Genomic DNA, 14,436 nt, shown 5'->3' on the forward strand with positions numbered 1-14,436 from the left:
GTCGTCGGTCAGCGCGGGGTGTCGCGGAGGATGTCCACCACGAAGCGGTGGTCGTCCAGCTGCGGAAGCCCGGACACGCCCATCCAGCCGACGACGCCGGTGCCCCGCACCCGCAACGGCACCGCGCCGCCGGCTGCCGCGTACCGGGCGGCCGGTAGGCCGTACTTCTGCGTCAACGTCACGTCCTTGTCCCGGCAGAGGCGGGCCATGTACAGCGACGAGCGCTCGAACCGCAGCACCACCCGCCCCTTGCGGCGCAGCCACGCGTCGTTGTCCCGCGTCGAGCCGGGCAGGCCGCAGTGGAACAGCTGACGTCCGGCACGCCACACACCGATCGCCACCGGGAGTCCCCGCTCGCTCGCGGCGGTGACGGCACGCATGCCCAGCTCGTACGCGTCGGTCTCGGACAGGCCTGTCAGTTCCAGCTCCGCCTCCTCGCGTACCAGCTCGTCAAGCGTGGGCCACGCGTCCTGGTCGGATGTCATCTGCCTACTCCTCGTCGTACGGGTCGGAACGTGGATCACCAGGCGCAGGGCGCGTAGTCCTTCAGGAAGCAGCCGTACAGGTCCTCACCCTGCTCGCCGCGCACGATCGGGTCGTACACCCGGGCGGCGCCGTCGACAAGGTCCAGCGGGGCGTGGAAGCCCTCGTCGGCCAGCCGCATCTTCGTCGGGTGGGGCCGCTCGTCGGTGATCCACCCGGTGTCGACGCTCGTCATCAGGATGCCGTCGGTGAGCATCTCCTCGGCGCTGGTGCGGGTCAGCATGTTCAGCGCGGCCTTGGCCATGTTGGTGTGCGGATGCCCGGGGCCCTTGTAGCCGCGCCCGAACTGGCCCTCCATGGCCGAGACGTTCACTATGTACTTGCGTCGGGCCGTCGCCGCTGCCATCGCCGGTCGCAGTCTGCTGACCAGCACGAACGGCGCTGTCACGTTGCACAACTGCACCTCGAGCAGCTCCACCGGGTCGACCTCGTGCACCCGCTGCACCCAGCTGTTCACCGAGTCGAGGTCCGGCACCAGGCCGCCCGCGTCGATGGCGGTGGACGCCGCGATCCGCTCCGGGGAGGCGGAGCCACTCGTCAACGCCAGCGCGGTGAGCGCGTGCGGGGTGAGCGCTGTCGACTCCGCGGCGGCGGTCAGGCTCCCGGCCGGGCTGCCGCCCGGCTTGGCGAACGTGATCAGCTCCGGCAGCGGACCGTCCGGCAGGGCCGCGGCCTCCGCGGCGACGAGCTGCGCGTACGCCCCGGGGGAACGACGAACGGTCTGCGCCGCGTTGTTGATGAGGATGTCGAGGGGGCCCTGGCTGCTGACCGAGTCGGCCAGGGCGATCACCTGCGCGGGGTCGCGCAGGTCGATGCCGACGATCCGCAGGCGGTGCAGCCAGTCCGCGCTGTCCGGCATCGCCGCGAACCGGCGGACCGCGTCGTGCGGGAACCGCGTGGTCACCGTCGTGTGCGCGCCGTCGCGCAGCAGCCGCAGCGCGATGTACATGCCGATCTTGGCCCGGCCGCCGGTGAGCAGCGCGCGGCGGCCGGTCAGGTCGGTGCGGGCGTCCCGACGCTGCCTGTTGAGCGCGGCGCAGGACGGGCAGAGCTGGTGGTAGAAGGCGTCCACCTCGCGGTAGCGCTGCTTGCAGACGTAACAGCCGCGCGGGTTGTGCAGGACGCCTGCCGTGGCGCCGACGGTGGGAGACGCGAGCGGGATGCCCTGGGTCTCGTCGTCGATCCGGCCGGGGGCGCCGGTGGCGGTGGCCTCCGTCACCGCCCGGTCGGCGGCCAGGATGGCGTCACGCCGCTCCTCGCGCCGACGCTGCTTGATCACCTTGTAGAGGCGCGCGGTGGCCCGCTGCACCCGCAGCACGTCGGGGTGATCCGGAGGCAGCTCCTCCAACGCCGCGAAGACGCTGAGACAGGTCTCCAGCTGCACGCGGTCGATAGCGTGCTTGCCGTTTGTCGGGTGTGTGTCCGCCGTCATGCGTCTGTGTCTCGTCCCGTTCCCGGTGCCGGATGAGCCGGCCCACCTCAAGTCCGACCCGAAACTGTACGCACCGCACGGCGTCGAACGCATCCCGCGCTCCGTGGCCCCGCCCGGAGAGCGCCTGGTCAGGGCAGACCCGGCTTCGGCCGCCAGGTCCCTGATAGCGGGGTCTCCGGGCCTTGGCGAGAGCGTCGGCGACCTCAGGCGGCCCGGCCGAGTCGCCAGTAGCCCATGAACGCCACAGCCCGCCGGTCCAGACCCCGTTCGGCGACGAGGTGCCGGCGCAGGGCGCGGATGGCGCCGGCCTCTCCGGCCAGCCACGCGTACAGCGGCGTCGCGGGCACCTCGTCGGGGACCTCCCACAGGATCTCGGTGTCCACGTCCACGTCCGAGATCGACTGGTCCGCACTGCACGGGCCGGTGAGCAGTTCCTCCGTCGCGGCGGCGACGGCGGGTACCAGTTGGCTGCCGTGCCCGCCCGTGCCCCGGGGCACCCAGCGGACCTCGACGCCGGGCGGAGCGGCAAGCGGCAGCACGTCGCCGGCTTCAGGCACCTCCAGCACGACGATGCCCCGCGTGTCCTGGGGGAGCCGCTCGCAGATGCCGCTGATGGCCGGTACGGCTGTTTCGTCGCCGGCCAGCAGCAGGCAGCCCGCCGCCGGGGGCTGGAACTCGATGCCGCCGTGGTCCCCGTCGTAGCCGGCGTCCGGGCCGACGAGGGCGATCTCGTCACCGACGCTCGCCCGCCGGGCCCAGCGCGTCGCCGGCCCGCTGTCGCCGTGCAGCACCAGGTCGACGTCGACCTCGGCCAGGTGCGGACGGACCGCGCGCACGGTGTAGGTGCGAATCGGGTTGCGCCGGTGCTCGGGCAGGGCCCGCCACGCGGCGTACCAGTCCGGCCCCTGCGGCAGGTCCACTCCGCGCCGGCCAGGCAGCGGCAACGCCAGCTTGATCCGCTGGTCGTAGCCGTTGTCGGCGAATCGGTCGAGGTCCGCCCCGGTGAACGTCACACGCGTGAAGGAGGGGCTGAGCCGCTCGACCGCGCGCACTGTGACGGCGAACGAGCGCCACGGCGCGACGGGCAGAGTCTGGGTCAGGGTGCCTGGCATGAGGAAAGGCTTACCTAACTTGATGATGAACTGTCAAGCCGTTCCCGCGACCGGCCAGGCCGACGCCCCCCGAAAGGGTGAGGGATGCTGGGTCCGTGCAGATCACGATCCTCGGCCCGCTCGCTGTCGACGGGCAGCCGATCCGGGGCGAACGGCTCGCCGCAGTGGTCCGCGCGCTCGTCGACGCGCGCGGGCGGGCGGTCTCCACCAGCCTGCTCGTCGACGCGGTCTGGGACGGCAGCCCACCCGACGACGCCGCGGGCGCCGTCCAGGCGTTGGTGTCCAGGGCGCGTCGGCTCGGGCTGCCAGTGGTCGCTGTGCCGGGCGGTTACCGACTGCCCGCCGAGGAGGTGACCGTCGACGCGGTCGAGGCACGCGCCCTCGTCGACCGGGCGCGCGCCGCGCTGCGGTCCGGCGACGTTCACGCCGCACGCGACACTGCCGATCGGGCACGCGTCCTGTTCGGCGCTGTCCCGGACCTCGACACCGCCGAGGACGCGAACCTGTTCGCGGACGTCGCCGCGCTGCGCGCCCAGACGGCGCTCGCCGGTGCGGGCCCGTTCGACGAGGTCGACCTGCGTCGGCTCGTCGCGCGTACGCCGCCGCACGAGCCGTCCGCAGCACTGCTCGTGCGGGTGCTCGCCGCGCAGGGCCGCGAGGCCGAGGCGCTGGAGGTGGTCGAGCGGCTCCGCGAGGAGCTGGCCGACCGGTACGGCACCGACCCGGCGCCGGTGATCACCCAGGTCCACGTGGCGTTGCTCCGTGGCGAACTCACCGCACCGGCGGCCGTGACGTCGACGCCCCGGCAGCCGGGGTTGCCCGCCGGGTGGCGCCGGCCGGTGACGGCCCTCGTGGGGCGGGAGCGGGACGTCGAGGCCGTGCGGGACGCCCTCACCCAGGCGGCCCTGGTGACGGTCGTGGCGACCGGTGGCGCCGGCAAGACGCGGCTCGCCGCCGAGGTGGCGCGGCGCGCGGTCGAGGCCGGGCAGCCGGTACGGGTGGTCGAACTCGCCGGCCTCCGGTCACCCGACGAGGTGCTGCCCACGGTGCTCGCGGTGCTCGGTGGCGCGGACACCTCGACCACCGGCGGCAACCTGGGCCTCGAACGGCGGGTGCTCGCCCCGGAGGAGCGGCTGCGCGCCGTGGCGCCGGACGTCGACGGGCTTGTGGTTCTGGACAACTGCGAGCACGTCCTCGGCGCGGCGGCCACAGTCGTCGCGGACCTGCTGGCCGTCACCTCGCCGGAGGTCGCCGTGCTCGCGACGAGCCGGGCACCGCTGGGCCTGGCCGGCGAGACGGTGCACCGCCTGTCCGTCCTGCCCGACGCCGACGCGCTCGGGCTGATCGAGTCCCGGGCCAGGGCCGGCGGCGCGGTGCCCACCTGGGACGCCGAGCGGGCGCTCGCGCTGTGCCATCGACTCGACAACCTGCCGCTGGCGCTCGAACTGGCCGCCGCACGGCTGCGCCACATGCCGATCGACGACGTGCTCGCGGGGTTGACCGACCGGTTCGCACTGCTCGACGACGCCCTGCGCGGCCTGCCGGAGCGCCACGCGAGCCTGTGGGCGATGGTCGACTGGAGCCGCGAACTGCTCGCCCCCGACGACCAGACGCTCCTCCAACGGCTCGCTGTCATCCCCGCGCCGTTCACCGCGGACCTCGCAGCCGCCGTCGCCCAGGGCGCCGACGTCCGGCGCGGCCTGGCGACGCTCGTCGAACAGTCCCTGCTGACCCTCGTCGAGGGCGAGAGCCCGCCCCGCTACCGGATGCTCGAAACGGTCCGCGAGTACGGCGAAGCCCGCCTCGACGCGGCCGGCGAGCGGGACCGGGCGATGGCCGGCCTTGTCGACTGGGCCCGCGAGCGGGCCGTCGCCCTCGGCGCGCGGTTCATCGGCCCCGGCCAGATCGAGGCGCTCGACGGCTGCGCCACCGAGCAGGACAACCTGATGGCGGGCCTGCGCTGGGCGCTCGGGCACGACGACGAGCCGGCCGCGGTCGACGTCGCCACCGCGTTGCTCCACCTCTGGACGGTGCGCGGCCTGCACCTGGAGGTCGTCGGCTGGGCGCGGGGCCTGCTGCACGTCGACCACCCGCGGCGGCGGCGACACTCGGCGATCCAGTCGGGCCAGGCCGCCGGCCGACCGCTGCCCCACGCCGACCGGCTCGCCTGGATGTGCCTCGTGATCGGCCTGAACGCCGGCATCAGTGGTGAACTGCGCCTCGCCGGGTTGGCCCACCGGGCCCTGCGGCGACTCCTGGCCGAGCGGCCGTCTGAGATGTCGTCCCGGATGACCGCGCTCGCGGCGGCGTTGCCCGGCTTCGACGGGGTCGACCTGGACAAGAGCCTGACGAGCGCGACAACGCTGGCCGTGCACCCGGACCCGTACGTGCAGGGGCTCGGCCTGTTCGCCCGTGCGGCCGTACGGGAGAACGGCGGCATGCCGCAGGCGTCGATCGTCGACGCCGAGCAGGCGTACCTCCGCTTCGAGGCCGTCGGTGACCACTGGGGCATGGCGATGGCGGCCGGTGCCGTCGGGCAGTTCCTGATCCCGGCCGGGGAGGCCCGGTCGGCCGACTGGCTGGCGCGCAGCGTCCGGCACATGGAACTCGTCGGCGCCACGCAGGACGCGCGGTCGATCCGGGTGCGGCTGGACATGCACCTTGCCCTCAGCGGCGATCCCGAGGCGGCGCGACGGTTGCAGGAGACCGCGACATCGGGTCAGGCCGATCAGGCCGACGTCGCCCAGGCGCGCCTCGGCCTGGCCCACCTCGCCTGGCTGCAGGGCCGGTACGACGAGGCGCTCGCGCACGCCGAGGAGGTGAGCCGGACGCTCGCCGAGTGGACCGGGCCGCCACCGCAGCCGCGCGTCATGCTCCGGGTCGGGTTGGCCGGTCTGTACCTGCGGATCGCCGAGGTGCGACAGGCGTCGACAGGTGACGTCGACTCCCAGGCGGTCGCCCTGCTGGCGCTCGCCCGCGACGACGCGCTGGCCTCGCGTGACCTGCCGGTGATCGGGGCGTGGGCGCTGGGCGGCGCGGAACTCGCGGCGTACCGCGGTGACGTGGGCGTGGCCCGCGAACTGGCCGCGCTCGCCACGCGGCTCGGCAGCCACGTCGAGTCGTTCTTCCCGCCCGGGTACGGCGAACGGCTCATCGCCACCCTCGGTGACGAGGAGCAGCGTGAGCCGTTGCTGACCGCGTGGCGGGAGCGGCCGGTGGCCATGGCCACCGCCCGGATCCGCGAGCTGATGGGCGACCTGCTCGCCTGAGGTCAGATCTTCCTGCGGTACGCGCGCAGCGCCAGCGGCATGAACAGCGCCACGAAGACGGCGCACCACGCGAGGGTCCACCACGCGTGGGAGCCGAGCGGGGTGCCGAGGAACAGGCCGCGTACCGATGCGACCAGGTGGGTCATCGGGTTGACGTCCACGAACGTCCGCATCCAGCCCGGCAGGGTGTCGGCGCTGACGAACACGTTCGACGCGAAGCTCAACGGCATGATCAGCGCGAACATCAGACCCTGCACGGCACCCGGGGTGCGCACCTTCATCGACACGTAGACCGGCAGCCAACTGAGGCACAGGGCGAACAGCACCGCGAGCAGACACCCGGCGATGGCCCGCACCGGGCCGGTGTCGATCCGGAAACCCATCAGGTAGCCGATCGCGAGGGTCGAGACCGTGACGATCACGTACCGGACGACGTCGCCGAGCACCGCGCCGACAAGTGGCGCTGAGCGGGGGATCGGCAGCGACCGGAACCGGTCGAAGATGCCCTTGGCGATGTCGGTGTTGAGGTTGACGCCGATCGCGATGGCCCCGGTGGCGATGGTCTGCGCCAGGATGCCGGGCAGCAGGAACTGCAGGTAGTCGTGGGTGGAGCCGGCGACCGCGCCGCCGAAGATGTACACGAAGATGACGAGGAACAGCACCGGCTGCAACGTGACGTCGACGAGCGCCTCGGGCGTACGCCAGGTCTTGATGAGGCTGCGCTTGGTCAGTGCCAAGGAGTGCCGGACGAGCCGGAACGGGCGGGGTTGGCCGACGGCCGTCGGGCGCGCCGGCCCCGTGGTGCCGATCAGTGTGCTCATGCCGCGACCTCCGTGCGGTTGGTGGTGTCGTCGTCGGATGCCGTACGCCCGGTGAGGGTGAGGAACACCTCGTCGAGGCTCGGCAGGTGCAGGGAGAGTTCGGTGACCGAGATCCCTGCGGCGGCGAAGCGCGCGACGCTCTCGGTGAGGGCCTTGTGGTCGGTGACCGGGACCGCGAGGACGCCCTTGCGGATCTCGTCGGCCCGCGTGCCGGAGCCGACCTCGGACAGGATCGCCGCGATCCGGGGTAGCTGCGCGCTGTCGCTCGGCCGGACCTCCAGGGTCTGCCCGCCCACCACCCGTTTGAGCCCGTCGGGTGTGTCGTGCGCGATGACCCGCCCGTGGTCGATCACCGTGATCGCGTCGGCGAGCGCGTCAGCCTCCTCCAGGTACTGCGTGGTGAGCAGCACTGTCGAGCCGTTCGACACAAGCGACCGGACCACGCCCCACATGTCCTCGCGCTTGGCCGGGTCGAGGCCGGTCGTCGGCTCGTCCAGGAAGATCACGTCGGGGGAGCCGACGAGGCTGGCGGCCAGGTCCAGCCGCCGCCGCATGCCGCCGGAGTACGTCTTGGCCGGCCGGTTCGCGGCGTCGGTCAGGTCGAACCAGTCGAGCAGTTCGGCGGCCCGCCGCCGGGCGCCGGCGCGCCCCAACTCCAGCAGCGTGCCGAACAACTCCAGGTTCTGCCGCCCGGTCAGGTCCTCGTCGACCGAGGCGTACTGGCCGGTGAGGCCGATGCTCTGCCGGACCCGCTCGGCGTCGCGGACCACGTCGAAGCCGCCGATCCGGGCGGTGCCGGCGTCCGGGGCCAGCAGCGTGGAGAGGATGCGCACGGCGGTCGTCTTGCCTGCGCCGTTGGGGCCGAGCACCCCGAGCACCGTGCCCCGGGGCACGGCGAGGTCCACGCCCCGCAGCGCCCTCGTCTTCCCGAAGGTCTTGACGAGGCCCTCGGCCTCGATCATGAGGTCGTTTGTCATGCCGCACAGCGTGCGCGGGTCGGCTGACACCGCGCCGACACGACCACCGACACGGCCTGACACGGGGCGCGGGCGGGGGCGGCTGACAGCGCGGTTCGCGATATGCTGGCCACGGCAGAGCGCCTGCCAGCGCCCGATGTGGCGGCCCACGCCCGACCGCATGCTGGGGCCAAGAGTCTCCGACTCCGCGCCGTCGTGTCGACGTCCGGCGTGCCGACCACGCCGCCTGTTCGGTGGAGTGCGTGGGGCTGCACCGGAGGCGCCATGTCCAACCAGAACCCCCGCCGCACCCCGGCCACGGGCCGTGCCCGTAAGCGCGCGATCCGCGAGCAGGCGGCCCGCACCGGCGTCGCCTACTCGGTGGCCAGCCGGCACATCGAGTCGATTGGTCTGCAACCAGGCGAGACGCTCGCCACCTATGGGCGGACGATCTATCCGATCGGCTTCGACCCGTACCGTCAGCTGCTTGTCGAGCGCCGTGAGCGGCGTTCGTTCCAGGAACGGGTGGCGGACACGCGGCGAGCCTCGGTGCTTCCCGACGGCCGCGCCCGGCACCTCGCCGAGCGCTTCCCGCCCAGCCGGGGACGCACGGGCGCCGGTGTGGGCACGCTCTACCAGGGCGAGGGCCGCGAGGACCTGCTCGCGATGGTCTACCTCGTGGTGGCGGTCGAGTCGCCAGGGCTGCTGCCCGACGTGGGGGACCTCGCCTGGATCGCGGTGCTGGGCGAGGACACGGCGCTCGACACCGCCTGCGCCGAGGTCGACCGTGAGGCCCGCCGCCTGCTCGACCGGGAGCCGCTGGTGCTCTGGTCGGTCATCGAGGAGGCGCTGGCCATCGCCGAAGCCGGCGCGGACCGGCGGATCCGCCAGGAGGCGATCAGGCAGACCGCGCACGTCCGCGCGATGATGACGCCGCGTGTCGGGTGCTCGGGTGAGCCGGAGGTGCAGGGCCTACCGATCGCCGGTGTCCGGCAGATCCTCGACGCGCTGCTCATCGTCGCCGACGACGGACATGCGCCGGGCACCCGGGTACGCCTGCGCACCGGGCCCGGCGAGACTCCGTTGGCCACGATCGTCGGCGCCAGGTGGGGAGCGCCGGGTCCGCCCACGGGCTATCTGGTGTGGGTCGACGGGGCGGCGGCGCCATTGTCGGTCCGAGCCGACGAGCTTGTCGTACTGGCTGGTCAGGAGTCCTTGCCCCGATGACCTGGCCGCCCGGCCCGGCGCCGGGCCGGTGCCATACCGCGGGGGTACGACCCAGAGAAGATGAGCCAACCAATCCATGAGCCTCAATATGATGGCGGCTATCTCGAATGAGGTGCGCTCACGAGGCGTACCGCCATGATGCGGAGGAATGCATGGTTCGCTGGCGTACCCTCACCGGCCTGGTGGCCGCCGCGCTTGCCGCGGCCAGCCTCGCCCTCGCCGCCCCGGCCGCGGCCGACAGCCCGATCACGCCTAACGTCGTCGGCGGCAGCCGCGCCGCCCAGGGTGAGTTCCCGTTCATGGTGCGGCTCTCGATGGGCTGCGGTGGCGCCCTCTACAGCCCCCGACTGGTGCTCACGGCCGCGCACTGTGTGGGCGCCACCGGCACCAACACCAGCATCACCGCCACCCTCGGTGCTGTCGACCTCCAGTCGTCGAGCCGGATCACCGTCCGGTCGAACTACGTCTACCGGGCACCCGGCTACAACGGCAGCGGCCGGGACTGGGCGCTGATCCGACTGGCAACCCCCGTCACCGGGTTGAGCACGCTGAACATCGCCACCACCACCGCGTACGACAGTGGCACCTTCACCGTCGCCGGCTGGGGCGCGGCGCGGGAGGGCGGCAGCCAGCAGCGGTATCTGCTCAAGGCGACAGTCCCGTTCGTCAGCGACTCGACCTGCAACTCCTACTACGGCGGCGACATCATCCCCGCGCAGGAGATCTGCGCCGGCTACGCCAGTGGCGGGGTGGACACCTGCCAGGGTGACTCGGGCGGTCCGATGTTCCGCCGGGACGCCGCCAACGCCTGGATCCAGGTCGGCATCGTCAGTTGGGGCCAGGGCTGCGCCCGGCCCAACTATCCCGGTGTCTACACCCAGGTGAGCTACTTCGCCTCGTCGATCGCCTCCGCCGCGGCGAGCCTCGGCGGCTGACCGCGTCCGGTGACCTGATCGACGGGTCGGCGGCCCCCTCGACGCCGGCCCACGGGCGGCCCGGACGACTGTCCGGGCCGCCCGCACGTGCGCGCCTCCGATCACCGGCTCCTCCTGCAAGATCGGCCGGTGACCCCGCGCTGCGAGAACGACTCACATCGTTATGTTAGGTTAGCCTCCCCTAACAAAGCGATGGAGTTTAGAGGCATGCGCTCACACCGTTTCCTGGCCGGGTTCGTCGCCCTGGCCGCGACATTGGCGCTCGCCGCCTGTGGCGACTCGACCGAGCCGGATGAGGCCTCCGCCGCCGGCAGTTCCGCCACCTTCCCGGTCACGATCAAGCACGCGCTCGGCACCACGACGATCAATGAGCAGCCGAAGCGGGTCGCGACAGTTGCCTGGGCCAACCACGAGGTGCCCCTCGCCCTCGGCGTCGTCCCCGTCGGGATGGCGAAGGCCAACTTCGGTGACGACGACGGCGACGGCGTCCTGCCGTGGGTCGCCGAGAAGCTCAAGACGCTCGGCGGCACCGCCCCGGTGCTGTTCGACGAGAACGACGGCATCAACTTCGAGGCCGTCGCCGACACCAAGCCGGACGTCATCCTGGCCGCGTACTCGGGCCTGACCCAGCAGGAGTACGACACCCTCAGCAAGATCGCCCCGGTCGTCGCCTACCCCGAGGCGCCCTGGGCCACCGCGTGGCGCGACACCATCAAGCTGGAGAGTCAGGCCCTCGGCCTCGCCAAGGAGGGCGACGCGCTGATCGCCGACATCGAGAAGCAGATGACCGAAGCCGCCGCGAAGCACCCGCAGCTGGCGGGGAAGTCGGCAATGTTCATGACGCACATCGACCCCACCGACCTGAGCAAGATCGGTTTCTACACGACGCACGACACCCGGGCGCAGTTCTTCGGCGACCTCGGCCTGAAGGTGCCGGCCAGCATCGCCACCCTCTCCGCCGGCACCGACAAGTTCAGCCTCACCCAGAGCGCCGAGCAGATCCAGGTCTTCAACGACGTGGACGTCATCGTCGCCTACGGTGACGACAAGCTCCTCGCCGCCGCACAGGCCGACCCGCTGCTGTCGAAGATCCCCGCGATCAAGCGCGGTTCGGTGGTCATGCTCTCCGGCGCCACGCCGCTGGGCACCGCCGCGAACCCGACCCCGCTGGCCATCGGATTCGTGCTGAACGACTACGTCGCGATGCTCGCCAAGGCAGCCGACAAGGTGTCATGACCACGCTCGACACGCGTACCGTGCCGGACGCCGCAGTGGTGCGGCGTCCGGCGCCGGTACGACTGCTGTGGTTCCTCGTCGCGATCGCGGTGCTGCTGTCGCTCATGGCGGCATCAGTGGCGCTGGGTTCCCGCAGCGTCGGGTGGTCCGACATCCTCGCCGCGTTCCAGGGCGTGGACGACACAATGGAACAGGCCGCCGTCACCAAACGGATCCCCCGCACCCTGCTCGCCGTGACCGTCGGAGCGGCGCTCGGCCTGGCCGGGGCCGTGATGCAGGGTGTGACCCGTAACCCGCTTGCCGACCCCGGGATCCTGGGCGTGAACATGGGGGCGTCGCTCGCCGTGGTCACCGGGATGGTCATGTTCGGCCTCTCCTCGCCGACCAGCTACCTCTGGGTCGCGATCCTCGGCGCGGGCCTCGCGGCCGTCTTCGTGTACGCAGTCGGCTCCCTCGGACGCGGTGGCGCGACGCCGCTCAAACTCGCGCTCGCCGGCGCCGCCACCTCCGCCGCGCTCGCGTCACTGATCAGCGCCTTCGTGCTGCCCCGCAACGACGTGGCCGGCAACTTCCGCTCGTGGCAGATCGGCGGCGTCGGCGGGGCCACCTACGACAGCATCCGGCAGGCACTGCCGTTTCTCGCAGTGGGCCTGGTGGTCTGTCTCCTGTCCGGCCGGGCACTGAACTCGCTCGCCCTCGGTGACGACCTCGCCGCCGGGCTCGGCGAGCGGGTCGCCGTGGTGCGGGGCGTCGCGGGCGCCGGATCGGTGGTGCTGTGCGGCGCGGCCACAGCGGTCGCCGGACCCATCGGCTTCGTCGGCCTCGTCGTACCGCACGTGTGCCGGCTGCTCATCGGGCTCGACCACAGGTGGCTGCTGCCGTTCTCCGCGCTGCTGGGCGCGTCGTTGCTGACCGCCGCCGACGTCGTCGGCCGGGTGGTGGCCCGCCCCGCGGAGATCGACGTGGGCATCGTGACGGCGCTCATCGGCGCACCGTTCTTCATCTACATCGTCCGGCGGCAGAAGGTACGCGAGCTGTGAGCACTGCGACTCTGACGGCCGTCACCCACGGCCGGGTCCGCCGTACGCGTCGACGGCGGGCCGTCCTCGCCGTCCTCGCGGCCCTCGTCGTCGCGGCGTTCGCCGTATCGCTGATGGCGGGACGCACCTTCTATCCTCCCGCCGACGTCCTGGCCGTGCTCTCCGGCGAGGACGTCCCCGGCGCGTCCTTCACCGTCGGTACGCTCCGCCTGCCGCGCGCCGTTCTCGCGGTCCTGGCCGGCGCCTGCTTCGGGCTCGGCGGCGTCACCTTCCAGACGATGCTGCGCAACCCGCTCGCCAGCCCCGACATGATCGGCATCAGCTCCGGCGCGAGCGCAGCCGCCGCCTTCGCGATCGTGGTGCTGAACCTCGGCGAGGCGGGCGTGTCCGCGTTCGCGATCGTCGTCGGGCTGGCGGTGGCGCTCGTCATCTACCTGCTGTCCTTCAAGGACGGCGTCGCCGGCACCCGACTCGTGCTCATCGGCATCGGCATGGCAGCCATGCTCGACAGCCTCACCGCGTACGTCCTGAGCCAGGCCGCCGAGTGGGACCTTCAGGAGGCGTTGCGCTGGCTGACCGGCAGCCTCAACGGCGTCACCTGGAAGCAGGTCACTCCGGTGGCCGTCGCCGTGGCCGTCCTGGCGCCGGTGCTGCTGGGTCAGGCCCGCAACCTGTCGATGATGCAGTTGGGTGACGACACCGCGGCGGCGCTCGGTGTCCGCCTCGAACGCACCCGGATCCTGGTCATCGTCGCGGCCGTCGGCCTGATCTCCTTCGCCACCGCGGCCACCGGGCCGATCGCCTTCGTGGCGTTCCTGTCCGGGCCGATCGCCGCCCGGCTCGTCGGCCCGGTCGGGTCGCTGCTGCTGCCGTCCGCCCTGGTGGGCTCGCTGCTGGTGCTCGTCGCGGACTTCGTCGGCCAGTTCGCCTTCGACACCCGCTACCCGGTGGGTGTCGTCACAGGTGTGCTCGGCGCCCCGTACCTCATCTACCTGCTCATCCGGACCAACCGCGCGGGAGGCTCGCTGTGACCACCACCCACACGCTCGCGGTCGAGAGTCTCATGCTCGGCTACAAGGACCGCGTCGTCATCTCCTCACTCGACCTCGTCGTGCCACCCGGAAAGATCACGGCGATCGTCGGCGCGAACGCGTGCGGCAAGTCGACACTGCTGCGCTCCATGTCGCGACTGCTCGCGCCCCGCGCCGGCCACGTCCTGCTCGACGGCAAAGAGGTGCACCGGCTGCCGGCCAAGCAACTGGCCCGTACCCTCGGGCTGCTTCCCCAGTCACCGACCGCGCCCGAGGGCATCACGGTGGCCGACCTGGTCGGACGCGGGCGCAACCCCCACCAGCGGGTGCTCTCGCGCTGGAGCAGACAGGACGACGCCGCCGTGGCGGCGGCCCTCGACGCGACACACACCGCCGACCTCGCCGACCGTTCGGTCGACGAACTCTCCGGCGGCCAGCGGCAGCGGGTCTGGATCGCGATGGCCCTGGCCCAGCAGACGGACCTGCTGCTGCTCGACGAGCCGACGACGTTCCTCGACGTCAGCCACCAGATCGAAGTGCTCGACCTGCTCACCGACCTCAATCTGACCCGCGGGACGACGATCGTGATGGTGTTGCACGACCTCAACCTCGCGGCCCGGTACGCGGATCATCTCATCGCATTGGCCGCCGGTACGCTGCACGCTGCGGGTGAGCCGGCACAGGTCCTGACGCGAGAGTGCGTCCGTGCCGTGTTCGGCCTCGAAAGCCAGGTCATCATCGATCCGACGTCGGAGAAGCCCCTCATGTTGCCCATCGGCCGCCACCACGTCGTCCCGTCCGCCGGTGCTCTCTCCCCGCTCGCCGGGGCCTGAC

Annotated in this window: 12 protein-coding genes; 7 read left to right on the plus strand and 5 right to left on the minus strand. The window is 72.2% G+C overall.

Annotated elements, in window-relative coordinates; translation table 11 throughout:
* Positions 1 to 8: 8 nt before the first annotated feature.
* The 3 genes from ACLQ23_RS21710 to ACLQ23_RS21720 form a co-directional block, all read right to left on the minus strand.
* A complete protein-coding gene (locus tag ACLQ23_RS21710) occupies positions 9 to 485 on the minus strand; it encodes a heme-degrading domain-containing protein (protein ID WP_425735360.1) in 477 nt (158 codons plus the stop codon).
* 35 nt (positions 486 to 520) lie between these two features.
* Entirely contained in the window at positions 521 to 1,975 is a 1,455-nt protein-coding gene (locus tag ACLQ23_RS21715; RefSeq protein WP_355630078.1) for an SDR family NAD(P)-dependent oxidoreductase, read from the minus strand.
* A gap of 203 nt (positions 1,976 to 2,178) precedes the next feature.
* Complete coding sequence (locus ACLQ23_RS21720) at positions 2,179 to 3,075, minus strand: siderophore-interacting protein (RefSeq protein WP_355630118.1); 897 nt, start codon at positions 3,073 to 3,075, stop codon at positions 2,179 to 2,181.
* Positions 3,076 to 3,182: 107 nt separating this feature from the next.
* On the opposite strand from ACLQ23_RS21720, the gene ACLQ23_RS21725 reads away from it, so the two are divergent.
* Positions 3,183 to 6,356 carry a BTAD domain-containing putative transcriptional regulator gene (locus ACLQ23_RS21725; RefSeq protein WP_425735361.1) on the plus strand — a complete coding sequence of 1,058 codons (3,174 nt, stop codon included), beginning with the start codon at positions 3,183 to 3,185 and terminating at the stop codon, positions 6,354 to 6,356.
* A gap of 2 nt (positions 6,357 to 6,358) precedes the next feature.
* Here ACLQ23_RS21725 and ACLQ23_RS21730 read toward each other — a convergent pair whose 3' ends face one another.
* Together ACLQ23_RS21730 and ACLQ23_RS21735 are read right to left on the minus strand one after the other, a co-directional pair.
* The gene (locus tag ACLQ23_RS21730; RefSeq protein WP_355591660.1) at positions 6,359 to 7,177 is read right to left on the minus strand and encodes an ABC transporter permease; all 819 of its coding nucleotides are present in this window, start codon (positions 7,175 to 7,177) and stop codon (positions 6,359 to 6,361) included.
* Positions 7,174 to 8,154, minus strand: coding sequence for an ATP-binding cassette domain-containing protein (locus tag ACLQ23_RS21735; protein WP_355630084.1), 981 nt, complete (start codon positions 8,152 to 8,154; stop codon positions 7,174 to 7,176). Before ACLQ23_RS21735 ends, ACLQ23_RS21730 begins: the two co-directional genes overlap by 4 nt.
* Positions 8,155 to 8,418: 264 nt before the next feature.
* On the opposite strand from ACLQ23_RS21735, the gene ACLQ23_RS21740 reads away from it, so the two are divergent.
* From ACLQ23_RS21740 to ACLQ23_RS21765, 6 genes are all read left to right on the plus strand, one after another.
* Positions 8,419 to 9,360, plus strand: a complete 942-nt coding sequence (locus ACLQ23_RS21740; protein WP_425881014.1) for a hypothetical protein — start codon at positions 8,419 to 8,421, stop codon at positions 9,358 to 9,360.
* A gap of 152 nt (positions 9,361 to 9,512) precedes the next feature.
* Entirely contained in the window at positions 9,513 to 10,295 is a 783-nt protein-coding gene (locus ACLQ23_RS21745) for a S1 family peptidase (RefSeq protein WP_355591651.1), read from the plus strand.
* Between the two features lie 207 nt (positions 10,296 to 10,502).
* Complete coding sequence (locus ACLQ23_RS21750; protein ID WP_355591648.1) at positions 10,503 to 11,531, plus strand: iron-siderophore ABC transporter substrate-binding protein; 1,029 nt, start codon at positions 10,503 to 10,505, stop codon at positions 11,529 to 11,531.
* Positions 11,528 to 12,571, plus strand: coding sequence for a FecCD family ABC transporter permease (locus ACLQ23_RS21755; RefSeq protein WP_355591645.1), 1,044 nt, complete (start codon positions 11,528 to 11,530; stop codon positions 12,569 to 12,571). The genes ACLQ23_RS21750 and ACLQ23_RS21755 overlap by 4 nt, the downstream gene beginning before the upstream one ends.
* Complete coding sequence (locus ACLQ23_RS21760) at positions 12,568 to 13,602, plus strand: FecCD family ABC transporter permease (protein ID WP_355630090.1); 1,035 nt, start codon at positions 12,568 to 12,570, stop codon at positions 13,600 to 13,602. The genes ACLQ23_RS21755 and ACLQ23_RS21760 overlap by 4 nt, the downstream gene beginning before the upstream one ends.
* Positions 13,599 to 14,435: an ABC transporter ATP-binding protein gene (locus tag ACLQ23_RS21765; protein ID WP_355591639.1), complete on the plus strand. Its 837-nt coding sequence runs from the start codon at positions 13,599 to 13,601 to the stop codon at positions 14,433 to 14,435. Before ACLQ23_RS21760 ends, ACLQ23_RS21765 begins: the two co-directional genes overlap by 4 nt.
* Position 14,436: the final 1 nt, after the last annotated feature.

Source organism: Micromonospora sp. DT41 (assembly GCF_049841715.1).
Lineage (GTDB): Bacteria > Actinomycetota > Actinomycetes > Mycobacteriales > Micromonosporaceae > Micromonospora > Micromonospora profundi.

Coding starts and splice junctions, on each gene's coding strand:
- ACLQ23_RS21750 (WP_355591648.1), top strand. CDS start 10,503: ATGCGCTCACACCGTTTCCTGGCCGGGTTCGTCGCCCTGGCCGCGACA.
- ACLQ23_RS21755 (WP_355591645.1), top strand. CDS start 11,528: ATGACCACGCTCGACACGCGTACCGTGCCGGACGCCGCAGTGGTGCGG.
- ACLQ23_RS21730 (WP_355591660.1), bottom strand. CDS start 7,177: ATGAGCACACTGATCGGCACCACGGGGCCGGCGCGCCCGACGGCCGTC.
- ACLQ23_RS21710 (WP_425735360.1), bottom strand. CDS start 485: ATGACATCCGACCAGGACGCGTGGCCCACGCTTGACGAGCTGGTACGC.
- ACLQ23_RS21715 (WP_355630078.1), bottom strand. CDS start 1,975: ATGACGGCGGACACACACCCGACAAACGGCAAGCACGCTATCGACCGC.
- ACLQ23_RS21740 (WP_425881014.1), top strand. CDS start 8,419: ATGTCCAACCAGAACCCCCGCCGCACCCCGGCCACGGGCCGTGCCCGT.
- ACLQ23_RS21735 (WP_355630084.1), bottom strand. CDS start 8,154: ATGACAAACGACCTCATGATCGAGGCCGAGGGCCTCGTCAAGACCTTC.
- ACLQ23_RS21745 (WP_355591651.1), top strand. CDS start 9,513: ATGGTTCGCTGGCGTACCCTCACCGGCCTGGTGGCCGCCGCGCTTGCC.